General features: G+C 64.1%; 14 protein-coding genes, 1 tRNA gene and 1 pseudogene. 2 read left to right on the forward strand and 14 right to left on the reverse strand.

The window, feature by feature from the left end; all coding sequences use genetic code 11:
* Positions 1-32: 32 nt before the first annotated feature.
* From AC5RT4_RS09550 to AC5RT4_RS09560, 3 genes and pseudogenes are all read right to left on the reverse strand, one after another.
* On the reverse strand, positions 33-4,136 hold the full coding sequence (locus AC5RT4_RS09550) for an NACHT domain-containing protein (RefSeq protein ID WP_494105578.1): 4,104 nt from the start codon (positions 4,134-4,136) through the stop codon (positions 33-35).
* A 363-nt stretch (positions 4,137-4,499) separates the two neighbouring features.
* A pseudogene (locus AC5RT4_RS09555) lies at positions 4,500-5,179 on the reverse strand (transposase); the annotation flags it as partial.
* Positions 5,180-5,319: 140 nt separating this feature from the next.
* A tRNA-Leu gene (locus AC5RT4_RS09560) sits at positions 5,320-5,401 on the reverse strand.
* A 203-nt stretch (positions 5,402-5,604) separates the two neighbouring features.
* Between AC5RT4_RS09560 and AC5RT4_RS09565 the strand changes: the two genes are divergently transcribed.
* A complete protein-coding gene (locus AC5RT4_RS09565; protein WP_163163231.1) occupies positions 5,605-6,210 on the forward strand; it encodes an ANTAR domain-containing response regulator in 606 nt (201 codons plus the stop codon).
* Positions 6,211-6,312: 102 nt separating this feature from the next.
* Here AC5RT4_RS09565 and pyk read toward each other — a convergent pair whose 3' ends face one another.
* The 11 genes from pyk to hisI form a co-directional block, all read right to left on the reverse strand.
* A complete protein-coding gene (gene pyk / locus AC5RT4_RS09570) occupies positions 6,313-7,803 on the reverse strand; it encodes a pyruvate kinase (protein ID WP_494105579.1) in 1,491 nt (496 codons plus the stop codon).
* Positions 7,804-7,867: 64 nt separating this feature from the next.
* Entirely contained in the window at positions 7,868-9,325 is a 1,458-nt protein-coding gene (locus tag AC5RT4_RS09575; RefSeq protein WP_494105580.1) for a glutamate synthase subunit beta, read from the reverse strand.
* The gene (gene gltB / locus AC5RT4_RS09580) at positions 9,318-13,931 is read right to left on the reverse strand and encodes a glutamate synthase large subunit (RefSeq protein WP_494039538.1); all 4,614 of its coding nucleotides are present in this window, start codon (positions 13,929-13,931) and stop codon (positions 9,318-9,320) included. Before gltB ends, AC5RT4_RS09575 begins: the two co-directional genes overlap by 8 nt.
* Positions 13,932-14,195: 264 nt before the next feature.
* Positions 14,196-15,362 (reverse strand): prolipoprotein diacylglyceryl transferase, encoded by a 1,167-nt coding sequence (gene lgt, locus AC5RT4_RS09585; protein ID WP_494105581.1) that lies wholly within the window; start codon positions 15,360-15,362, stop codon positions 14,196-14,198.
* Positions 15,363-15,366: 4 nt separating this feature from the next.
* Positions 15,367-16,176 (reverse strand): tryptophan synthase subunit alpha, encoded by an 810-nt coding sequence (gene trpA / locus AC5RT4_RS09590; RefSeq protein ID WP_494105582.1) that lies wholly within the window; start codon positions 16,174-16,176, stop codon positions 15,367-15,369.
* Complete coding sequence (trpB, locus tag AC5RT4_RS09595; RefSeq protein ID WP_494105583.1) at positions 16,173-17,501, reverse strand: tryptophan synthase subunit beta; 1,329 nt, start codon at positions 17,499-17,501, stop codon at positions 16,173-16,175. Before trpB ends, trpA begins: the two co-directional genes overlap by 4 nt.
* Before the next feature lie 122 nt (positions 17,502-17,623).
* Positions 17,624-18,445 carry an indole-3-glycerol phosphate synthase TrpC gene (gene trpC / locus AC5RT4_RS09600; protein ID WP_494105584.1) on the reverse strand — a complete coding sequence of 274 codons (822 nt, stop codon included), beginning with the start codon at positions 18,443-18,445 and terminating at the stop codon, positions 17,624-17,626.
* Complete coding sequence (locus tag AC5RT4_RS09605; RefSeq protein ID WP_494039533.1) at positions 18,445-18,732, reverse strand: HGxxPAAW family protein; 288 nt, start codon at positions 18,730-18,732, stop codon at positions 18,445-18,447. Before AC5RT4_RS09605 ends, trpC begins: the two co-directional genes overlap by 1 nt.
* Positions 18,733-18,835: 103 nt before the next feature.
* Positions 18,836-19,489 carry a Trp biosynthesis-associated membrane protein gene (locus tag AC5RT4_RS09610; RefSeq protein WP_494105585.1) on the reverse strand — a complete coding sequence of 218 codons (654 nt, stop codon included), beginning with the start codon at positions 19,487-19,489 and terminating at the stop codon, positions 18,836-18,838.
* Positions 19,489-21,051 carry an anthranilate synthase component I gene (locus AC5RT4_RS09615; RefSeq protein ID WP_494105586.1) on the reverse strand — a complete coding sequence of 521 codons (1,563 nt, stop codon included), beginning with the start codon at positions 21,049-21,051 and terminating at the stop codon, positions 19,489-19,491. Before AC5RT4_RS09615 ends, AC5RT4_RS09610 begins: the two co-directional genes overlap by 1 nt.
* Positions 21,052-21,163: 112 nt before the next feature.
* Complete coding sequence (gene hisI, locus AC5RT4_RS09620) at positions 21,164-21,616, reverse strand: phosphoribosyl-AMP cyclohydrolase (RefSeq protein ID WP_494039530.1); 453 nt, start codon at positions 21,614-21,616, stop codon at positions 21,164-21,166.
* Between the two features lie 112 nt (positions 21,617-21,728).
* On the opposite strand from hisI, the gene AC5RT4_RS09625 reads away from it, so the two are divergent.
* Positions 21,729-22,373, forward strand: coding sequence for a TIGR03085 family metal-binding protein (locus tag AC5RT4_RS09625; protein WP_494039529.1), 645 nt, complete (start codon positions 21,729-21,731; stop codon positions 22,371-22,373).
* The last annotated feature ends 44 nt before the right edge of the window (positions 22,374-22,417 follow it).

A 22,417-nucleotide genomic window follows, 5' to 3' on the forward strand; every position in this document is an offset into this window, starting at 1 on the left:
CGCGGTGAAGATTCGAAGCGGGCTTTCAGCTGTCAAGCTGCTGGGCGTCTATAAGAGATATCCAAATGCTTTACCCGTACCTGACGGCCTTCGGCGGATCCCCGCTCGGCCTGTTGATCGAGGACAGCTTCCGTCTCCCCTCGGTTCAAGTTCATCAATCGCCGTCTGTCCTCATTCCCTTGGGTAGATGACCATGAATCCACATCCGGCCAAAGAACGAGGTATATGCCCTCGGCTGGCCGGAAATCTCTCATGTACCGGCCAATAAGCTGGTTCGGAATTGCAGTATAGAGTTCGTTGCTCCACGCCCCTTTGGTTTCGATCACTACTTTCAATGATGGTTCGCCGGAGGCAGTAGGCGCTTCGATGAGAAGATCTGTGCGCTCGGGGATCCCGCTGCGAGAATTACGCCGCACTTGGACCTCTCGGTTTACAACGACCTGCCCCAGTAGGTCGCGTAGTCGGTGCAGCAGATAATCGCTCGCTTCATCCTCTGATTTTGGACGCATAACACGGGTGTCCCATAGCAGATGAGATTCAGGTGTTTCTCCTATGAGTCTTTCCTGAATCGCGGCGAGGGCTTCGAGGACGATCTCCCGGAGTTCCTGGCTTGTTCGTGCTAGCCGCTTGACACTGTCACGGCTAAGTTGGGAGAGCACATCCAAGTCGATTGGTTGCCACCTCGATTCGCGATGAGAACGCAAGGCGCGAGCAAGCACACCTTGGCGCCAGGACTCCTCGGGCTTCTGCCCGGCAAAGTCCCGTAATGCCTGAACCGACTCAGGTGTTCCCCGCTCAACAAGTATCTCCATGAGGCGGTCGCGCCATCTGCCGGCTTGTTCCCTTGGAGTAACGGTATGTGCCCCTTGCGTCTCCGGGTCCTCTTCCCGCGGAAAGTTCAGTTCCATCCAAACATGAAAGTAGCCAAGCTGCTCATCGGTCAGATCCAGGTGATTCTTATCCCGGTCCGCCAGATTGAGCACGGCAGCGCGGGCTGTTTCGGGCCGCTGTTCTAGTGCATTTTTGATGATCGGCCAGGAGGTCGCTGCGTCAAGGGCGAGAAGAATCTCCATCGCCAATATCGCTCTCGACTCGGCACCGTTCTCTAGTTGTGCCCAAGCAGTCAGTATCGGCCGGGCACGGCCGCGATCGTGCTTCATTAGTATGCTTGCAATCTCACTTGTCGCGCTTGACAGGCCTTTATCGAGCATAGTGGTCAGTGCTGCAGCAAGTTCCTCGTCCCAAAGCAGGTCACATTCCTCACGAACGAAGGGAAGACGTCCGTGTTTGGCAGTATCGTCGATAATCACAAGCAACGCCCGAACAAGAACCCGCAGAGCGTAAGGTTTAGCCTTGGAAACAAGGATCTCGTGATCCTCCGATGAGGCACCATTTATCGAAGGACGCCAACTGATGATCGCGGGAGCCCATTCTTTCCACGTCTGTTCTGAAAGCTGGTCCAGTTCATTTCCAGAACGCAGCAATAGAATCAATGCCCTGTAAGCGGCGTCTCCGACGCTCGAACGAAGTTCAGAGTCTTCCCAAATGTCTGGTTGGCACCTCGCTTTCGCAAGATATCCCGGTGCACCAGCAATCAATCGTTCACGAGTGGTCTGGTTCAAAGCATTCCATCTCGGGTGCTTTGTGAGGTCCGGCTGAAACGGGGCCCGGTAGTGTCGCGCTCCGGGCGGGACCGTGACCAGTTCTAGTGCTTGTGCGTAGGCTGCAAGTTCCCCGGCCTCAAATTTGTTCAGGTTTGAGGTAATCCATTCTTCTATCTGATCGTCCTCGGCGTCGGTTGAGAGCTCCGCCCGGGTTGGTGACTTGTAAAGGCGGTTCCACGCTTCCCTGAGCTCTTGGGCGCGAGGAGAACCAAGCACTATCACCTCACACCAGTTCGCCAGGGGTCCTGCTACCAACTTGTGTTCTCGCGGCAGGCTGGCCAAGCAATTGGCGTGGTCGAAACGATCGGGATTGAACATGTGGGTTAGGAGGATCAGCAAATTTGGCGATAGATTATCGTCAGCTTGGTCGAGTTGCTCGACCAGCCAAGGGAAGTCCTCGATATGCAGCAGCCCCTCACGCCTCCCCTCGGATAGCAGTGAGAATAGTTCGTCTTCGGATGCATCATGTATCACAGCGAGCAACAAGGCCCGCCGCCGTTCATCCGGCCAGGCACAGGAAAGCCCTAACGACCCAAATGCGGGTTGGTATAGCCGTAGATTCCTGAGGACGGCTGAAACTGCTGAAGTCCGGGCCTCATCGACGTGCATATAGTCTGCGCATAAAGCAAGAGCAGCATTCCTGAGTTCTGAAAACCACTCGTCAGCTGCCAAGGGTAAGTCCAACCAAGCAGCCGCCGCCTCAACGTCGTGCCCTGTAAGTCCTCCGGCAATTCGATGGATCGCAAGGGAATAGTGACCCATGAACCACGGCGTTGCCGGTACATTAATATGCCTTAATGCTTGGGGTGTAGACATATTGTGAGGCCACGAGGCGTCAAGGATAGCCCCCCTCAATTCTCGCCGGCTGTCCTCACCCAAGATGCTGGGCTTCTCCAACAGACTTGCTAGCTCGTGTCCGTGCCAGTCCAAGTCACGAAGCGCAATGATGCTTCTGTAACGCAGATATTCAGGTTCCGAAGGATCGACGGCAAGGGCAAGTAGATCGTCCTGGACGTCAGTTGCATGACCGTCAGCCGCAAGCTGTATCGCTACGAGTCGGACTTCATCTTCTACCGCTTTAAAGAACGGGCGAAGCTGCTGCCCTAGCCCGGGATGGCGAAGATTGGCGTAGTCCGTTCCCCAGTCGCGAATGAAGAATCCCGTTCTGACATGCTCTAGCAAGGCCTTGACGACAGTCGAGCGAAGCTGGTCGTCGGGAACGTCAATTTCGCCGGCAACGGATTCGGGATCCTCTTCACAGATCCAGGCGAAGGAAGAGGACTCCATTGAGATGAGCCAAGCGGACAAGCGCCGCATTCGCGGGAAAATCTTCCCATCTGGAGCAAACAACAGTGCCTTGATCTGCGCTCGATGCAAGCTGCGGTTAATGCACCAGCGTGCCGTGAGGAATTCTGGAAATGTCGTGTGCGCCCATCTCTGGCCGCCTGCGCCGGCCCCTTGGAACAGGGCTGAGCGCCAAAGTTGTTCTAAAGTGTCGACTGTAAATGTCCGCGCCCGCCCCTCCCCTGTCGCGAATCTTCCAAGTTCATCCACAGAAAGATCAGTGACATCTGCATCCGAGACCGGTCCTGTCCAAAGGCGTTCCCGTCCGGCGAAGAGCATACACGCGGCAGCAGACTCACCTGCAGTTAGGACTTCTGAGGGAAGAGCCCCAACCGCGCGCCCAACGCGGCGTTGCGGGCTGTGTTCATCGCACATGGCCAGGAGTCCTGCTGCATAGGCCTGTACCCGGCTACCAGGGATTTCGCCCACGCTTTCATAACTCCTCAAAAGGAGTTCAAGTGAGAGCGGCATTGCTGCCAACGGTGCTAATCCGCGGCTTTCAATTGCCTGAATGAAGGCTTCTGGGTCCTCTAGTGCTGCTACGGCCTGCTTGGCATCATTGCGGCGAAACGGAGCAAACTCGACGACTTGTGCATCCGCACGTTCCTTCATCCAGGCATCCATGTGTGAAGGCCATTCGGACGTTCGGCATCCAATTCGCAGCCAGAGTTTATCCTCAGGGAACTCGTCGAGCTCCGCCATCAGCATTGACGCCAAATGGGGGATGCGTTGCTGGGCTTCATCGAAAGAATCCAACAACAGGCAGATTTCGCCAGTCTGGTCTGATGTATCAGCCGTCGGAAGTGCATTGCGAAGTTCACGTACCAGCCGATCTTCTGATCCAATGGTTGCTAGATCCAGAAAGTAGGCAGTGGCGGCGCTCTCAGGGGCTATCAGCGGTCGATGCCTTCTCAGGAACTTGGATTTTCCTGAGCCCGGGGGTCCGAGCAAGGCTAGGTTGCGGATATCGAGCAGGTCCCCAAGGCCGAGTATGTCAGTACCGAGCTCGACGCCTGAAAACGTGTGCGAAGGATCGGGCAGAAAGCCGTCAATATTCGGGGACTCTGGCCCGCTTTGAAACCAGAAACGTTTCTCCACCCACTGCAACGGCATGCTGACCTTCGCCATCCCTTCTTGAACTGCGGCAGGTTTAGATCTTGGGCCGCCGTGGTATCGCCCAGCGTTGTTCAAACTGTACTAGTCAACTCGTCGGATTTTAGAGCAATGTAAGCGCGCGAACACCAGCAACGAAATCCTACCTACGGGGCTTGAAGGCGCGATCACAGCACTGCCCCCCTCGAGGACGTTCGCTTTCGGAAGGTACGGACGAGTGGATGCCACGACGGCAACCACCCGGTCAGTGCAATGTGCATACTCCAAATAGGGCGGTAATCTCTGCTGGGCCCACTGGTTTCGCCGACAGGAGTCCAGCTCACAACCCGCCCCTGTCGAGCTGGAAGCTGAAACGGAGATCCACCACTGCAACCTCCTTTGCGCGAGCATATCAATCGGGCGGTGGCGGGTGGCGCGGTGCTCGCGGCCGTTGAGCTGGTCCACGAACACTGTACAAGCCGCCTCGAGCCGACGAACGAGTCGTATGCGTTTCGCAAGTCGGTGTCTTTGGCACCAGATGTGTCTTGGCGATCTACACGGACGACGCGACGCCGCCCTTGAATGCCGGATTCGCCGGCTGGCAGGTGAGCACGTCGACGGAGTAGTGCTTGGCGAACGCCAGGGTCTGCTAAATACGGACCGGCACCCCGGCCACATGCATGGTGGTGACGGTTTTCTCGTTATCGGTCAGCACATACGTCGGCGTCCTGCCGAGCAGCCGAAAGGACCGGTCCAGAGCCGAGGAAACGCGCGGCGCGTCCGGTCCCGCAACGGGATCACGATGCGGAACCTGCACCAAGTCAGGAACAGCACCGTCCGGGCCCGTCAATGACCTGCCCGTCGCCGAAATCGTACTGCAGCCAGGCACCCGGCTCGCTGATCCAAGGACGGTGAAGCCGCTTCTTCCCGCGCAGGTACTCCTCCTTGACCTGCGAGACGGCACGGCGCGTGGAACCGTCCGACACCCGGTAGCCCATCGCTACGACCTTGTCATCAACGACATCGGCACGGATCCGACCCATGGTTTTTTCGACCCATTCCTCGATCTTCGGCAGCCAATCGTGGTGCCACGGTCGGCGACGGCGCCCCGCGCGCGCCCTACATCCGAACGGACGGAAAAATCAGAAGACACGATCCGCGAATGTCAAGCTTTGTCAACAGTAGGAAGGCAAATAGCCCTTGACCTGCGATAACACTGTGCCCGAGGTGGGACTCGAACCCACACACCTTTCGATACCGCATTTTGAGTGCGGCGCGTCTGCCAATTCCGCCACTCGGGCGCGGAATACATGAAGTAAAACGGTACGCCCACAGCTGATTGTGAGCAACGCGATCGCTTCACGTACGCGGAATTACTCTACATGCAGATAGGCTGAATTCCAGAATCGCGCCGCCGTCGCCGCAACTGACCATGCAGATCAAGTACGGGACCGGGCGCACCTAAGATAGTGGTGTCCCCGCCGTACCTTTCCAAGGAGATCCCGTGACTGAACAGACGGAGTCAAAACCCACGTCCCAGCCGGCGCGCCGCGTCGTTGTGGCCGAGGATGAAACCCTCATCCGCCTCGACATCATCGAAATCCTGCGCGGCGAAGGCTATGACGTCATCGGCGAAGCGGACAACGGCGAAAAGGCTGTGCAGCTTGCCGAGGAACTGAAGCCGGACCTGGTCCTGATGGACGTCAAGATGCCCGTCATGGACGGTATCTCAGCAGCGGAGAAGATCGTCAAGGCCCGCATCGCCCCCGTGGTCCTGCTGACCGCCTTCAGCCAGAAGGAACTGGTGGAGCGGGCCCGCGACGCCGGGGCCATGGCTTACGTCGTGAAGCCCTTCACCCCTGCCGACCTTATCCCGGCACTCGAAATCGCACTCTCCCGCCACGAGGAGATCAAGGCACTCGAGAGCGAAGTCTCCGACCTCCAGGAGCAGTTCGCCACCCGCAAGCTCGTGGAGCGCGCCAAGAGCCTGCTCACCACCAAGATGGGCCTCACCGAACCCGAAGCCTTCCGCTGGATCCAGAAAACCTCGATGGACCGCCGCCTCAGCATGCGCGAGGTCGCCGAAACCATCATCAACCAGGTCAACTAGCAGCCAAAGGGTTGGGCCTTTTGGTTCCAGCAGGCCCAACCAACGAAGCCAGCGAAAAGGACCCCTGCCAACCGGCAGGGGTCCTTTTCGCTGCTCGAAAGCCTAGGCCTTCTTTTTCTTTTCCGGCCAGGGGCCGAGCTTTTCCTTGTTGCTGACCGCTTCACCAACACGGGCGGTGTCAGCGAGGTCGCCCACCTTGTGCACCTTCAGCGAGTTGGTGGAGCCGGCTTTTCCGGGAGGGGAACCGGCGGCGATGACCACCAGGTCGCCATCTTCGACGAGTTCCATCTCCAGAAGGCTGCGGTCCACTTGCGCGGTCATCTCATCCGTGTGGTCCACCATCTGGACCAGCACCGGCTGAATCCCCCAGGTCAGCGCGAGCTGGTTCCAGACCTGCTCCACCGGAGTGAACGCGAAGACCGGCTTGATGGGGCGCAGGCGGGAGAGGCGGCGGGCGGAGTCGCCGGACTGGGTGAACGCACAGATGTACTTGGCGTCCAGCTGGTCGGCGATCTCGACGGCGGCACGGGTGATTGCACCGCCGCGGGTCTTGGGCTTCGTCCCCAGCGGGGGTACGCGCTCAAGGCCGTGGACCTCGGTGGACTCGATGATCCGGGCCATCACCTTGACGGTCTCGATCGGGTACTTGCCCACGCTGGTCTCACCCGAGAGCATGACGGCGTCGGCACCATCCAGGACGGCGTTGGCGCAGTCGGAGGCCTCGGCCCGGGTGGGGCGGGGGTTGTCGATCATGGATTCCAGGACCTGGGTTGCCACGATGACCGGCTTGGCCCAGCGGCGGGCCAGTTCGATGGCACGCTTCTGGACGATCGGCACTTCCTCCAGCGGCAGTTCCACGCCCAGGTCGCCACGGGCCACCATGATGGCATCGAACGCGTCGATGATCTCCGAAAGCTGCTCCACGGCCTGGGGCTTTTCGATCTTGGCGATGACCGGCACCCGGCGGCCTTCTTCGTCCATGATCTCGTGCACCCGGGTGATGTCTGAGGCGTCACGCACGAAGGAAAGGGCAACCAGGTCAACACCGCGGCGCATGGCCCAGCGGAGGTCGTCTTCATCCTTTTCGCTCAGGGCGGGGACGTTGACGGCAACGCCGGGCAGGTTGATGCCCTTGTTGTTGGACACCATGCCGCCCACTGTCACCTCGGCAACAACCTTGACGTCGTCAACGGCTGTGGCACGCAGGGCCACTTTGCCGTCGTCGATCAGCAGGGCATCGCCCACGTTGACGTCCTCGGTGAGGCTCTTCAGCGTGGTGGAGCAGATGTCCTTGGTGCCGGGAACGTCCTCCGTGGTGATGGTGAAGGTGTCGCCAACGGCCAGGGCGTGCGGGCCGTCAACGAACCGGCCCAAACGGATCTTGGGCCCCTGCAGGTCAGCCATGATGGCCACGGCCTTGCCGAGATCGGCGGCAGCCTTCCGGACGTTCTCGTAGGTGTTGTCGTGCACGGTGTAGTCACCATGGCTCATGTTCATGCGGGCGACGTCAACGCCGGCCTCCAGCACCGCGAGCGTGTTTTCGTAGCTGGCAATTGCCGGGCCGAACGTAGCCACAATTTTTGCGCGTCTCATATACCTACCCTATTGGTCACTTGCATTGGTTAAGTCGTCGTGGAGGTGAACCCTTGATGCTGCGCTAGAGGACGGCGATGGCCCTGTCGGTTGGCGCCACGGGAGCCGGCAGGATGGTGCTGCCCATCAGGAACTTGTCCACTGCCGCTGCGGCGGCGCGTCCTTCGGCGATGGCCCAGACGATCAGTGACTGGCCGCGCCCGGCGTCGCCGGCCACGAATACGCCTTCGGTGTTGGTCATGTAGTAGCCGTCGCGGGACACGTTGCCGCGGCCGTCGAATTCAGCCTTCACCTGTTCGGTGATCCCGGCAGGCTCAGCACCGGTGAACCCGAGGGACAGGAAGACCAGGTCCGCGGGAATGATCCGCTCCGTGCCGGCCTTGGGTAGGCGCTTGCCGTCAACAAACTCCGTCTCGGCCACCTTGACTCCGGTCAGCTGGCCGTTTTCGCCAACAAACTCAACCGTGGAAGCGAGGTAGGTGCGTTCGCCGCCTTCCTCGTGGGCGCTGGCCACCTCGAACAGCGTGGGGAACGTTGGCCACGGCTGGTGGCCCGCGCGTTCAGCAGGGGGCTGCTTGCCGATGGCCAGGGTGGTCACCGAGGCAGCACCGTGGCGGTGGGCGGTGCCGAGGCAGTCTGCTCCGGTGTCGCCGCCGCCAAGGATCACCACGTGCTTGCCCTGGGCGTGGATCTGGTTTTCCACCGTCTCCCCCGCTACTACACGGTTTGCCGGCACCAGGAAGTCCATCGCGAAGTGGACGCCCTCGAGGTCCCGGCCCGGGATGGGCAGGTCACGGGGCACCGTAGCGCCGGTGCAAACCACGACGGCGTCGTAGCGCCTGCGCAGCTGCTCCCAGGTCACGTCCGTCCCCACCGTTACACCGGTGCGGAAACGGGTTCCTTCCGCCTTCATCTGCTCGACGCGGCGGTCCACCTGCTCTTTTTCCATCTTGAAGTCAGGGATGCCGTAGCGCAGCAGGCCGCCGATTTTCTCGTCCCGCTCGTACACGGCCACGGTGTGGCCCACGCGCGTCAGCTGCTGAGCGACCGCAAGGCCGGCAGGTCCGGAGCCGACGACGGCAACGGTCTTTCCGGTCAGGCGTGCCGGCGGCAGCGGGCTGACCCAGCCGTTGTCCCAGGCCTCATCGATGATGGAAACTTCCACCTGCTTGATGGTTACTGCAGGCTGGTTGATGCCCAGCACGCAGGACGCCTCGCACGGGGCGGGGCACAGCCGGCCGGTGAACTCCGGGAAGTTGTTCGTGGCGTGGAGCCGCTCGATGGCTTCCTCGCCCTTGTCCCGCCACATGAGGTCGTTCCACTCGGGAATGAGGTTGCCCAGCGGGCAGCCCTGGTGGCAGAACGGGACGCCGCAGTCCATGCAGCGGCCGGCCTGGGCCTTCAGGGTGCCCTTTTCCTGCGCCTCGTATACTTCCTTCCAGTCCATGATGCGGACGGGAACGGGACGCCGGGGCTGGGTTTCACGCTGGCGTACTTTCAGAAATCCGCGTGGATCAGCCACCGGTTACCTCCAGGATTCGGGACCACACTTCTTCGCCGTCGGGGTCCAGGCCCTCTTCAATGGCGTTGAGGCGGGTTTGCAGCACAGCCGCGTAATCGCGCGGCAGCACCTTGGTGATGCGGGCAGCGGTGTCATCGAAATTCTCGAGGAGCCGCGCAGCCAGCTGGGAGTCTGTTTCTTCAACGTGCTTGACCAGGAGGCCGTGCACGATGTCGCGGTCCTCGGCGTCCAGCCCGCGGAGCTGGAGTTCGCCGGACTGCAGTGCGTCCTTGTTGACCCGGGCAGTGTCCAGGTCGAGGACGTAGGCGGTGCCGCCGGACATGCCGGCGCCGAAGTTGCGCCCGGTGCGGCCGATGATCAGCGTCTGGCCGCCGGTCATGTACTCGCAGCCGTGGTCACCGATGCCTTCGACGACGGCGGTGGCACCCGAGTTGCGGACCAGGAAGCGTTCGCCCACCTGGCCCCGCAGGAACATTTCACCACTCGTCGCGCCGTACCCGATCACGTTGCCGGCGATGACGTTGGTCTCCGCCTTGAACACATTGGTACGGTCCGGCCGGACGATGATGCGTCCGCCGGACAGGCCCTTGCCCACGTAGTCGTTGGAGTCACCGAACAGCCGCAGCGTGATGCCTGCGGGCAGGAAGGCGCCTAGGGACTGGCCGGCGGTGCCGCTGAGGGTGACATCGATGGTGTCCGTGGCCAGGACGTCCGTGCTGAAGGTCTTGGTGACCATGTGGCCCAGCATGGTGCCCACGGAGCGGTCAGTGTTGATCACGTCCACCGAGATCTTCACCGGGCTGCGGTCCGTCAGGGCTTCCGTGGCCATGGTGATCAGCCGCTGGTCGAAGTGCTTGTCCAGCTCATGGTTCTGGCCGGTCATGTTCCGCAGCGGGGCGTCGTCGTCGAACTCCAGCCCGTGCAGGATCGGATCCAGGTCCAGGCCGTCGGCCTTCCAGTGGTTGACGGCTTCGCGGGTGTCCAGGACCTCGGCGTGGCCGATGGCCTCTTCGAGGCTGCGGAAGCCCAGCTCTGCCAGGATTTCGCGGACTTCCTCGGCGAGGAACTCGAAGAAGTTGACCACGAATTCGGGCTTGCCGCTGAAGCGTGCCCGCAGTTCCGGGTTCTGGGTGGCCACGCCCACGGGGCAGGTGTCCAGGTGGCAGACGCGCATCATGATGCAGCCCTCCACCACGAGCGGGGCGGTGGCGAAGCCGAACTCCTCGCCGCCCAGCAAAGCGGCGATCACAACGTCGCGGCCGGTCTTGAGCTGGCCGTCCACCTGCACCACCACGCGGTCGCGCAGGCCGTTAAGCATCAGCGTCTGCTGCGTCTCGGCCAGGCCGAGCTCCCACGGGACACCGGCGTGCTTGAGCGAGTTCAGCGGCGAGGCGCCCGTTCCGCCGTCGTGGCCGGAGACGAGTACGACGTCGGCCTTCGCCTTGGTCACGCCGGACGCCACGGTGCCGATCCCCACTTCCGACACGAGCTTGACGTGTACCCGGGCCGAGGGGTTGGCGCGCTTGGCATCGTAAATGAGCTGGGCGAGGTCCTCGATGGAGTAGATGTCGTGGTGCGGGGGCGGGGAGATCAGCCCGACGCCGGGTGTTGAGTGGCGGGTGCGGGCCACCCACGGGTAGACCTTCTGCGCCATCAGCTGGCCGCCTTCGCCGGGCTTGGCACCCTGCGCCATCTTGATCTGGATGTCATCGGCGTTGGTCAGGTACAGGCTGGTGACGCCGAAGCGGCCGGAAGCGATCTGTTTGACCGCGGAACGGCGCTTGGGATCGAGCAGGCGCTCCACGTCCTCCCCGCCCTCACCGGTGTTGGACTTGCCGCCCAGCTGGTTCATGGCGATGGCCAGCGTCTCGTGGGCCTCCTGGGAGATGGAGCCGTAGCTCATGGCACCCGTGGAGAACCGCTTGACGATGCTGGAGACCGGCTCCACTTCCTCGAGGGGAACGGCAGGACGCTCGTTCTTGAACTTGAGCAGGCCGCGGAGGGTCATCAGGTTGGTGGACTGATCGTCCACTCCCCTGGTGTAGGCCTTGAAGATGTCGTAGCGGCGCTCACGCGTGGCGTGCTGCAGCCGGAAGACAGTCTCCGGGTTGAACAGGTGGGGCTCGCCGTCGCGGCGCCACTGGTATTCGCCGCCGCCCAGAAGCGGGCGGTGCGGCTGCTCAATGCCGCCCTCGGGGTACGCCATCTGGTGGCGCGCCGAGACTTCGGCGGCAATAACGTCCAGGCCTACGCCGCCAAGCTGCGAGTGCGTGCCGGCGAAGAATTCGTCCACCAGCTCCTGGCCCAGGCCGAGCGCTTCGAACGTCTGGGCGCCGGTGTAGGACGCGACCGTGGAGATGCCCATCTTGGACATGATCTTCAGGACGCCCTTGCCCAGGCCCTTGATCAGGTTGTAGACGCCGTCCTGCGGGGTGACGCCGGTGACGTCGCCGGCAGCAATCAGCTGCTCCACGGATTCCATGGCCAGGTAAGGGTTGACAGCGGAGGCGCCGTAGCCGATCAAGACCGCCACGTGGTGCGTCTCGCGGACGTCGCCCGCCTCGACCACCAGAGCGGTCTTGGTGCGGTTGGCGCTGCGCAGCAGGTGGTGGTGTACGGCACTGACCAGCAGCAGGGACGGGATGGGCGCCCACTGCGCATTGGAGTCACGGTCGGAGAGCACGATGTACTGGACACCGCGGTTGATGGCGCCGGAGACCTGCTCGCAGATTTCTGTGAGCCGGGCGCGGAGGGCGTTCTCGCCGCCTTCGGGGCGGTAAAGCCCGCGGACCTTCATGGCTACGCGGAAGCCTTCGGCGTCCTCCATGTTGGCGATCTTGGCGAGCTGGTCGTTGTTGATCACCGGGAACGGCAGCTGGATCTGGGGCTGGCGGACCTGCTTGGTGTCCAGGAGGTTGCCGTTGGGGCCGATGGCACAGGTCAGCGAGGTGACCAGCTCTTCGCGGATGGCGTCCAGCGGCGGGTTGGTGACCTGCGCGAAGGACTGCACGAAGTAGTCGAAGAGCAGGCGCGGACGCTTGGACAGCACGGCAACCGGGGTGTCCGATCCCATGGCGCCCAGCGGCTCAGCGCCGGTGCGGGCCATCGGGCCGAGCAGGATCTTCAGCTCTTCGGTGGTGTACCCGAAGGTGCGCTGGCGGATGTTCACGGACGCGGCCGTGTGGACCACGTGCTCGCGCTCGGGAAGGTCGTTGAGGTCGATCAGGTTGTCCTTGACCCATTCCGCCCACGGGTTGGCGGCAGCGACTTCGGCCTTGACCTCTTCGTCGTCGATGATGCGGCCGGACCCGGTGTCCACCAGGAACATCTTGCCCGGGGACACCCGGCCCTTCTTGACCACCTTGGAGGGCTCGACGTCGATGACGCCCACCTCGGAGGCGAAGACGATCAGGCCGTCCTCGGTGATCCAGTAGCGGCCGGGGCGCAGGCCATTGCGGTCCAGGGTGGCGCCGACGAGGTTGCCGTCGGTGAAGGACACAGCCGCCGGACCGTCCCAAGGCTCCATCAGCAGCGAGTGGTACTCGTAGAACGCACGCCGTGCCGGGTCCATGGTGGCGTGGTTTTCCCACGCCTCGGGGATCATCATCATGATCGAGTGCGTGATGGGGCGGCCGGAAAGCCACAGCAGCTCGGCCACCTCATCGAAGGACGCGGAGTCGGAGGCCCCGGGGGTGCAGATGGGGTACAGCTCTTCCGGCGAGTCCCCCAGCAGCGGGTTGGCGAGCTGGGACTGGCGGGCGCGCATCCAGTTCCGGTTGCCCTTGACGGTGTTGATCTCACCGTTGTGGGCGATGGTGCGGAACGGCTGGGCCAGAGGCCAGGACGGGAAGGTGTTGGTGGAGAAGCGCGAGTGGACGATCGCGAGCTTGGTCTTGAAGCGCTTGTCCGAGAGGTCCGGGTAGAACGGCTCGAGCTGGGCGGTGGTGAGCATGCCCTTGTACACGATGGTCCGGGAGGACAGGGACGGGAAGTACACGCCGAACTTGTTCTGCGCGCGCTTGCGGATCCGCCAGGCGCGGGAGTCCAGCTCGTTGCGGTCCAGTTCTTCGCCGGTGGCGGACGCCAGGAAGGGCTGGGAGAAGTAGGGCATGCAGGCGCGTGCCATGGCACCGACGAGGTCGGCGACGATGGGCACCTCACGCCAGCCGAGGACCTTGAGGCCCTCGTCAGCGGCGAGGCCCTCGATGCCTGCCTTGGCGGCGTCGGCCTCCCGCTGTTCGGCGGGGAGGAAAGCGGTACCGGCCACGTACTGGCCGGGGGCGGGAAGTTCGAACTCGGTGACCGCGCGGAAGAACTCATCCGGGATCTGCATCAGGAGCCCGGCACCGTCACCGGTGCCTTCGTCCGCGCCCACGGCACCACGGTGTTCGAGGTTGCGCAGGGCGGTGAGGGCGGCGTCCACGATGTCATAGCCGGGCTCGCCGCGGAGGGTGGCGATGATCGCAAGACCGCAGGCGTCCTTCTCCTGCTCCGGGTTGTACAGCCCGCTTGCCTCCGGGAGGGCTGCGAAACGCTTGAACGGCGACATGGCAGCCTCCGGCTGATCCGGTTCAGACCAGCTGGGAGTGTGAAGAGTTTGGGTCATGGGAGACGTCCTTCCTCCTGATCGTGCGTATGGAAGGGACAACGTTGGCCCCACTCGTGCGGCGCCGCGGTTATGGGCACAACAAAGTGTTGATTACTGGAAATTGTAGGTCAGCGTGGCCTGCTGAACTAACAGTTAAGCAGGCCCCTGCCCCGGGCAACACCGGACAGCAGCTCTATGCTGTCCAGGGTGGCCCCGCTGCCACGACGCTGTGGTGATTGGGCGCTTCGAGCGGTGGCTCCGCTGCCCTGCCTGGCCTGCGCGCTACTTGGTAGTGCCGGCTTCCGGCGCGGTTCCTGTGGCCGTGCTGCCGGAACTTCCGGCAGCGGTTGCGTCCTGTCCGGGCTTGCGGCCCGCCGGCGCAGCCTTGGCTTGTTCCGCGGGGACGGAAGCATGCCGGGAACCGCTTTGGTTATCAGGGAGATTATCACGCGATTCACTATCTGAGACAACGGAGTCCGTATCACGGACTGGACTGCCCGCGGCTGTCACTGCACCGGCGTTCGGCCGGCCGTCCAGGTCTTCCACCGGCTCCCGGCCCGGCAGGTACACGCTCTCCGATTCCGTCCGCTTCTTTCTTCCCAGCAGGATGAACGCGGCAAGGGCGGCCAGGAAAACGAAGATGCTGGTCCAGACGTTCAGCCGGGTGGTGATGCCGAAGAGGGAGATCTGCTCGGCGTCGTCGATCCGCATGGCTTCGATCCAGACCCGGCCCAGGGTGTAGTACATCGCGTAAAGCCAGAACAGCCTGCTGCGGCGGAAGTTGAACTTCCGGTCCAGGGCAAGGAGGATCACGACGCCGGCCAGGTTCCACAGCGATTCGTAGAGGAACGTGGGGTGGAACAGGGTGTCGGCGGGGACTCCTGCAGGGAAGTTGGCGTTGTCGGCGTCGACTTGCAGCCCCCACGGCAGGGTGGTGGGGCCGCCAAACAGTTCCTGGTTGAAGTAGTTGCCCCAGCGCCCCACGGCCTGGGCCAGCAGCAGCCCGGGTGCTGCGGCGTCCAGGAAGGCGCTGAGCTTGACGCCGCTGCGGCGGCAGCCGATCCACGCGCCCACGACGCCCAGGACAACGGCGCCCCAGATGCCGAGCCCGCCCCGCTGGATCTGCGGGATCAGGGAGAGGTCCCCGGTGCCGTCGAAGCCGGGGCCGAAGTACGCGTCCGGTGAGGACACCACATGGTAGAGGCGGCCGCCGATGATGCCGAAGGGAATCGCCCAAACAACGATGTCCCAGACGCTGCCTTCCGGTGCGCCCCGCCTGGCCCAGCGGGCCGAGGTCAGCCACAGGCCCACCACGATGCCTGCCAGGATGCACAGCGCGTAAGCGTGGATGCGCAGCGTCCCCCAGGGCAGGGGAATGTCGAAGCCGGACCAGTCAGGGCTGGGGATGCTGGCGGGCACCATCGCGGCCGCGGAAAGGAGCGTCTGCATGAGGTTAGGCTTCTTCCCTGGTCAGTCCGGTGCTGAGGTCTTTGGTCAGGGCAGCGACGGCGTCCACGCCGCCGTCGCGGATGGCTGCCACGATGGCCGTGCCCACGATGACGCCTTCAGCGTAGGCGGCGATCTCCCGGACCTGCCCGGCGTTGGACACGCCCAGCCCGACACAGACCCGTCGGGCGCCGGCGGCGTGCGCGGCGGCCACAACGTCCTTGGCCGCGGTGCTGACGGAGGTCCGCGCGCCGGTGACGCCCATGATGGACACGGCGTAGACAAAGCCGCGGCTGGCGTCAACGGTCCGCTGCATGCGCTCGGTGGTGGAGGACGGCGCAACCAGGAACACGCGGTCCAGGCCGTACTTGTCCGAAGCTTCCATCCATTCGGCTGCCTCGTCCGGGATGAGGTCCGGGGTGATGAGCCCGGCTCCCCCGGCTTCGGACAGGCGCCGGGAGAACTCGTCCACGCCCATCCTGACCACCGGGTTCCAGTAGGTCATCACCAGGACGGCAGCGTCGGTTTTGCTGGTGATGCCTGCCACCACGTCAAAGACCTGGCGCACGGTGAAGCCCTTGGCCAGCGCCTCGGTGGTGGCGGCCTGGATAACCTGGCCGTCCATGACGGGGTCGGAGTAGGGGATGCCGATTTCGATGAGGTCGGCACCGTTCTCCGCCAGGGCTATGCCGGCGGCGATGGTCTGCTCCACGCTGGGGTACCCGGCGGGAAGGTAGCCGATGAGCGCGGCGCGGCCTTCCGCGCGGGCCTTGTCGATGGCCGCCGCTGACTTGCTGATGGTCTGTGCAGTGGTCACAGCTGCTCCCCCTCTTTGCCGATTTCCGCCTCGGCGGAGTCCTTGTCCAACAGATCGAACCATTCGGCTGCGGTGGCCACATCCTTGTCGCCGCGGCCGGAGAGGTTCACGATCACGATCTTGTCCTCCGCAGTCCCGCCGCCGGCTGCGGCTTCGGCAGCAAGCCGCTGCCCCACCTTGATGGCGCCGGCCAGCGCGTGGGAGGACTCGATGGCCGGGATGATGCCTTCGGTGCGGCACAGGAGCTTGAAGGCGTCCATGGCTTCGCTGTCCGTGATGGGCTCGTAGCTGACCCGTCCGATGTCGGCAAGGTAGGAGTGCTCCGGGCCGACGCCCGGGTAGTCCAGGCCGGCGGAGATGGAGTGGGACTCGATGGTCTGGCCGTCGTCGTCCTGCATGAGGTAGGAGCGGGCGCCGTGCAGGACCCCGGGCTTGCCTAGCGTGATGGTGGCGGCATGCCTGCCCGTTTCGACGCCGTCGCCTCCGGCCTCGAAGCCGTAAATCTTCACGGACGGGTCGTCAAGGAAGCCGTGGAAGATGCCGATGGCGTTGGAGCCGCCGCCGATGCAGGCGCAGACGGCGTCAGGGAGCCTGCCCTCCTGTTCCAGGATCTGGGCACGGGCTTCCTCACCGATCACTTCATGGAAGTAGCGGACCATTGCGGGGAAGGGGTGTGCGCCGGCAGCAGTGCCGAGCAGGTAGTGGGTGTGGTCCACGTTGGCCACCCAGTCCCGGAGGGCCTCGTTGATGGCGTCCTTGAGGGTCTGCGAGCCGCTGGTGACCGGAATGACGGTGGCACCGAGGAGCTCCATGCGGGCTACGTTCAACGCCTGGCGCCGGCAGTCCTCCGCGCCCATGTACACCACGCATTCCAGGCCCATCAGGGCGGCGGCGGTGGCGCTGGCCACCCCGTGCTGGCCGGCACCGGTTTCGGCGATGACGCGGGTCTTGCCCATGCGCTTGGCCAGCAGCGCCTGGCCCAGGACGTTGTTGATCTTGTGCGAACCGGTGTGGTTGAGGTCCTCGCGCTTGAGGAAGATCCGGACTCCCCCGGCATGCTCCGAGAAGCGCTTGGCTTCGGTCAGCAGTGAGGGACGCCCGGAGTAGTTCTTGTTCAGGTCCGTGATCTGGGCCCGGAACTCGGGATCGTCTTTCGCCTTGTCGAAGGTTTCCTCAAGTTCGTCCAAGGCGGCGATCAGGGACTCCGGCATCCAGCGTCCGCCGTAGCTGCCGAAGTAGGGTCCCGGAGCATGCTTGAGGGAGCCGCCCTGCAGGAATGCTTCCGCGGCATTGTTGTCAGCGTTCGCTGAGGGTGCGTCAACCATCAGACCCGTCCTGTTCGAAGTTGTTCATTCAGTAAGTGTGTGAGGTTCCGGCAGCGGTGCCGGAACAGAATACGCCGGGCGGCAAACAGCCCCTGCCCACAGGGTGTGCAGGGGCGCTCCGGTCAGCGGCGGGCAGCGATGGCGGCGGCCCCTGCCGCCGTGAATTCAGCAATCCGCTCACGCGGGGTGGAGTGGCTGACCAACGCCTCGCCCACGAGGACTGCGTTGGCGCCGCTGGCGGCGTAGTGCGTGACGTCGTCCACGCCGCGGACCCCCGATTCGGCCACCACGAGGGCTTCGGCGGGAATTTGGCCTGCCAGGGAGGCGAAAACGGACCGGTCGACGTCGAGCGTCTTCAGGTTCCGCACGTTGACGCCGATGATGCGCGCGCGGGCTGCGACGGCCCGCTCGATTTCCTCCTCGGTGTGGGTCTCCACGAGGACGTTCATGCCCAGCTCGTGGCTAAGCGCGGAGAACTCGGCGAGCTGTGCGTCGGAGAGCGCTGCCACGATCAGCAGGATCAGGTCGGCCCCGTGTGCGCGCGCTTCCCAGATCTGGTACTCGTCGAGCGTGAAATCCTTGCGCAGCAACGGAACGTCAACCGCGGCACGCACGGCGTCCAGGTCTGCGAGTGCGCCGTTGAAGCGGCGCTGTTCGGTGAGCACGCTGATAACGGAGGCGCCGCCGTCGGCATACTGCTTCGCTAGGGACGCCGGATCGCCGATGGCGGCGAGGTGGCCCTTGGAGGGGCTGCGGCGTTTGATCTCCGCAATGACCTTCAGCTGTTCCCGGGACGGGGAGGGCCCGCCGAGCGCAGCCCAGGCATCGCGGGCAGGTGCCGCGGCCTGGGCCAGGTCCTTCAGTTCAGCGAGGGAAACCTGGCGTTTCCGCGCGTCCATATCCTCCCTGACACCGGCATTGATGTCATCGAGAACAGTTGCCATCAGTGGCCGGAGTTCTTCAGCTTGCTGCCTTCGACGCCGTAGCCTGCCTTGCGCATGATGTAGCCGAGGATGAGGCCAATCACCATCACGCCGATGCCGGCGATGAAGATGGGAGTGCTGGCGATCACGAAGGCGATCGAAGCGATGAGTGCGCCCACCAGCATCACGATGACGCAGGTCCAGGCCGCGGGGCTGTTCCCGTGGCCGAGTTCCTGGCTGTGGTCAATGGCGCCGGGGGCCACGGTGCGGGTGCCTGACTTGGATACGGATGCAGGTGCTTTGCTCATGGAAAATCTCCTCAGGGTGGATACTGCTTACATTCTGCCATTTATTGGCCGGTGGCCGGGTATCGGCGGCCTGCCCGCGTGCGCCGGACGGCGTTGCACCGGCTTAGGTAGGGTCATCGCCACGGGAAAGCCGGTCCCAGCTGTCAATTTCGTCCACCGGACCTGCCGCGGCGGCGGTGCTGCCCGCGGCAGGTGCGTCGTACTTGGTCCTGGTTTTCCAGTGCCGCCCGGCGGGAATGATGAGCAGGGCTGCCAGGGCCAGCAGACAGCCGGTAACGACGGCGAACACCGGGAAAGCGGTGACGGCCACCTCCGCCTTGCTGCCTGTAATCCCGGTGGCGGCCGCGATGGCCCCCTGGGCTGCGGCCAGCGGATTGGCCAGAACGGTGGCCGCGGCGGCAACAATCCCTGCCGATGCGAGGACGATGATGCCGGCGATGATCAACCGGGCGATCCTGCCTGCGATTGCTGCGGCGAGCCCGCCCGCCAGGGCTACCAGGGCCAGCGCGGTAACGGCGGTGGCGGCCTTGCTGCCCTGGACCTCAAGTGCCGTTTGCGCGGCGCCGGCCTGGCCCACCTGGTTGGGGTCCAGCGTGACAGTCATCCACGTTTGGGTGGTGGTGCCGAAAACGGCCAGCGCCAGGACGGCTACGAGCAGCACCAGCGTGGACTTGCGTGCCCAGGCCCGGGTGCCGGAGGGCTTCCGGCCGGTTGGCTGCCCTGCTGCCTGGCCTTTGTCCTGGTCCTGGTCCTGCATCAGGATTCTGTCCTGCCCGGCAATGAATCGGCGGAAATGTTCTGCAGGGAGCCCGCGGTGTGCACGGCCCGCAGCGGCGCCGCGGCCTTGTTCACGGTTTCGAGGGCTTCCGTCGGGTTGACCGAGTCGGCCACGATGCCGCCGCCGGCCTGGACATAAGCCCGTCCGCCGCGGAGCAGGGCCGAGCGGATGGCGATGGCCATGTCCATGTCCCCGGCGAAGTCGAGGTATCCCACAACGCCGCCGTAGATGCCGCGGCGGTGCGGTTCGAGCTCGTCGAGGAGCCGCAGGGCGCGGGGTTTCGGCGCTCCGGACAGTGTCCCGGCCGGGAACGTGGCCCTCAGGACGTCGTACGCCTTAGCTCGCGGTGAGAGCTGGCCCACCACCGTGGAGACGAGGTGCATGATGTGGCTGAAACGCTCCACCTCCATAAACTGCGTGACGTCAACGGTCCCGGCCACGCATACCTTGGAAAGGTCGTTGCGGGAAAGGTCCACGAGCATCAGGTGTTCGGCGCGTTCCTTCTGGTCCGCCAGGAGCTCCTCAGCGAGTGCTTTATCCGCCTCCACCGTCCTGCCGCGCGGGCGGGATCCTGCGATGGGGTGCGTGATGACTTCTTCGCCGGTGACGGTGACGAGGGCCTCCGGCGAGGACCCGACGATGGAGTACTCCCGGCCCTCGGCATCCTCAAGGCTGAAGATGTACATGTAGGGACTGGGGTTGGTGTTGCGCAGCACCCGGTAGACGTCCAGTGCGGAAGCTTGGCACTCCATCTCGAAGCGGCGGGAAATCACCACCTGGAACACCTCGCCGTCAACGATGGCTTCCTTGCCGCGGTCCAGGGCGGCCAAATACTCGGCTTCGTCCCAGCGCTCCTGAACGCTGGAGGCAAAGTCCAGCGCGGCCGGCGCAAGCACGGAGACGGGCTGCGCCACGGGCGTGCTGACTTTGGCCAGGAGGGCCTTGACCCGCGCCACGGCGTCGTGCCAGGCCTCGTCCACGCGCTCGGAGCTGTCATCGAAGTTGATGGCGTTGGCGATCAGCAGCACCGTGCCGTCCACGTTGTCGTGCACGGCCATGTCCGTGACGAGGTTCAGCGCCATTTCCGGCAGCTGCAGGTCATCCTCGGGCGGGCTCACCAGGCGTTCCCAGTGCCGCACTGTTTCCCAGCCGAGGAAGCCCACCAGGCCGGAGGTGAAGGGCGGCAGGCCGTCGAACCTTTCGGTGCGGAGCGCCTCGATGGTGTCACGGACAGCATCCACTGGGCTGCCCTCCACCGGGACGCCTGCCGGGGGCTCGCCCAGCCAGTGCGCGTTTCCGTCCTTGGTGGTCAGTGTTGCCCGGGACCTCGCGCCGATGAAGGAGTAACGGGACCATGCACCGCCCACTGCAGCGGACTCCATCAGGAACGTTCCGGGCTGACCCTGCGCGAGCTTCCGGTACAAACCGATGGGGGTCTCGGCGTCGGCAAGTACCTTGAGGCGCACGGGGATGACGCGGCTGTGGGCGGCAAGTTCCCGGAACTCCTCAAGGCCCGGGGTGATGATTCCAAGGTCCTGCATGGTTATGCTGTTCCGCCTGTTCTAGTAGGGGCCGGCCGAGCCGGCGCCTGTTGGTGTGCTTGCGGGGTTGGCCAGCCCTCCCCCGCGCTCCGCAGCAGCGTGCGGATGAAGGTCAGACTGCCTGGCCTGTTGTGACTGCGAGGTCCCTGCCGTCGAAGCAGGTGCGGGTGCCGGTGTGGCAGGCGGCACCGACCTGGTCCACGCGCACCAGCAGCGCATCGCCGTCGCAGTCCATGGCCAGGGACTTAACCCACTGCACGTGCCCGGAGGTGTCTCCCTTGCGCCAGTACTCCTGGCGGGAACGGGAGTAGAAGGTGACGCGGCCGCTGGTCATGGTGCGGTGCAGTGCCTCGTCATCCATCCAGCCCAGCATGAGCACCTCGTTGGTATCGAACTGCTGCACGACGGCGGCCACCAGGCCGGAGCTGTCGCGCTTGAGGGCCGCTGCCAGCTCCTTGGGAAGGGGGCTGCCCGTCCCTGCGGAGGGCGTTGCCTCCGGGACTGCAGCTGGCGCTGCAGGCACGGTGGAATCAGGGGTTGCGGTGGGGGTGGGCTGCTCAGACATCAGGTCAAGTCTAGTGCCTTGGCCCTGCCCCGATTCCTGTGTGAACGAAGGTAGGCCGGCCCCTGTGGACGTGCTGCCCAACTGCGCGGCTCTCGTGCTAGTTTTCCAAGTGATGCATTTCGTTGATCCGTCCCGAGAAGTCCTGGCCGAAACCCTCATTGCGGCCGGTCCTGACGCGCCCACGCTCTGCAAGGGCTGGCGCACCAGGGACCTCGCCGCGCACCTTTACCTGCGCGAACGCAAAGCCGCCGTGGGACTGGGCCTGATCATCAAGCGGCTGGCAAAAGCGTCCGACCAGGCCACCGCAAAACTCGCAGAAAAGCTGACCACGGCCGAGGCCTACACCCGGCTGGTGAACACTTTCCGTGCCGGGCCGCCTGCGCTTTCGCCCCTGAAGATCAAGGGGCTGGATGAGAGCGCCAACCTGATCGAGTACTTCGTCCACACCGAAGACGTCCGGCGCGCAGTGGACCGGTGGGCGCCGAGGGCACTGGACGAAGCCTATTCGGACGCCCTGTGGGATGAACTCGTCAAGCGCGCGGCCATCCTGTACCGGGGAGTAGACCTGGGCATCGTGCTGGTGCGGCCTTCAGGACCGCGGCATGTTGCCAAGCGCGCCCCCGTTTCTGTAGCCATTGTCGGCGAGCCGGGCGAACTGCTCATGCACGCGCACGGCCGAACACGGCACGCCCTGGTCACTTTCGAAGGCCAGCCGGACGCCGTCGCGCTTCTGCAGTCAGCCGAAGTGGGACTCTAACCAAACTAACTCGCAGTTGTTGTCGTTATCAGCGTCCAAAACGA

It is taken from the genome of Arthrobacter sp. sptzw42 (assembly GCF_059089685.1).

What these genes read in the sequence shown, in the direction of transcription:
- trpB (WP_494105583.1), bottom strand. Translation starts at nt 17,501, where the DNA reads ATGGTTGACGCACCCTCAGCGAACGCTGACAACAATGCCGCGGAAGCA.
- trpC (WP_494105584.1), bottom strand. Translation starts at nt 18,445, where the DNA reads ATGGCAACTGTTCTCGATGACATCAATGCCGGTGTCAGGGAGGATATG.
- lgt (WP_494105581.1), bottom strand. Translation starts at nt 15,362, where the DNA reads ATGCAGACGCTCCTTTCCGCGGCCGCGATGGTGCCCGCCAGCATCCCC.
- pyk (WP_494105579.1), bottom strand. Translation starts at nt 7,803, where the DNA reads ATGAGACGCGCAAAAATTGTGGCTACGTTCGGCCCGGCAATTGCCAGC.
- AC5RT4_RS09605 (WP_494039533.1), bottom strand. Translation starts at nt 18,732, where the DNA reads ATGAGCAAAGCACCTGCATCCGTATCCAAGTCAGGCACCCGCACCGTG.
- gltB (WP_494039538.1), bottom strand. Translation starts at nt 13,931, where the DNA reads ATGACCCAAACTCTTCACACTCCCAGCTGGTCTGAACCGGATCAGCCG.
- AC5RT4_RS09615 (WP_494105586.1), bottom strand. Translation starts at nt 21,051, where the DNA reads ATGCAGGACCTTGGAATCATCACCCCGGGCCTTGAGGAGTTCCGGGAA.
- AC5RT4_RS09610 (WP_494105585.1), bottom strand. Translation starts at nt 19,489, where the DNA reads ATGCAGGACCAGGACCAGGACAAAGGCCAGGCAGCAGGGCAGCCAACC.
- AC5RT4_RS09625 (WP_494039529.1), top strand. Translation starts at nt 21,729, where the DNA reads ATGCATTTCGTTGATCCGTCCCGAGAAGTCCTGGCCGAAACCCTCATT.
- AC5RT4_RS09550 (WP_494105578.1), bottom strand. Translation starts at nt 4,136, where the DNA reads ATGGCGAAGGTCAGCATGCCGTTGCAGTGGGTGGAGAAACGTTTCTGG.
- hisI (WP_494039530.1), bottom strand. Translation starts at nt 21,616, where the DNA reads ATGTCTGAGCAGCCCACCCCCACCGCAACCCCTGATTCCACCGTGCCT.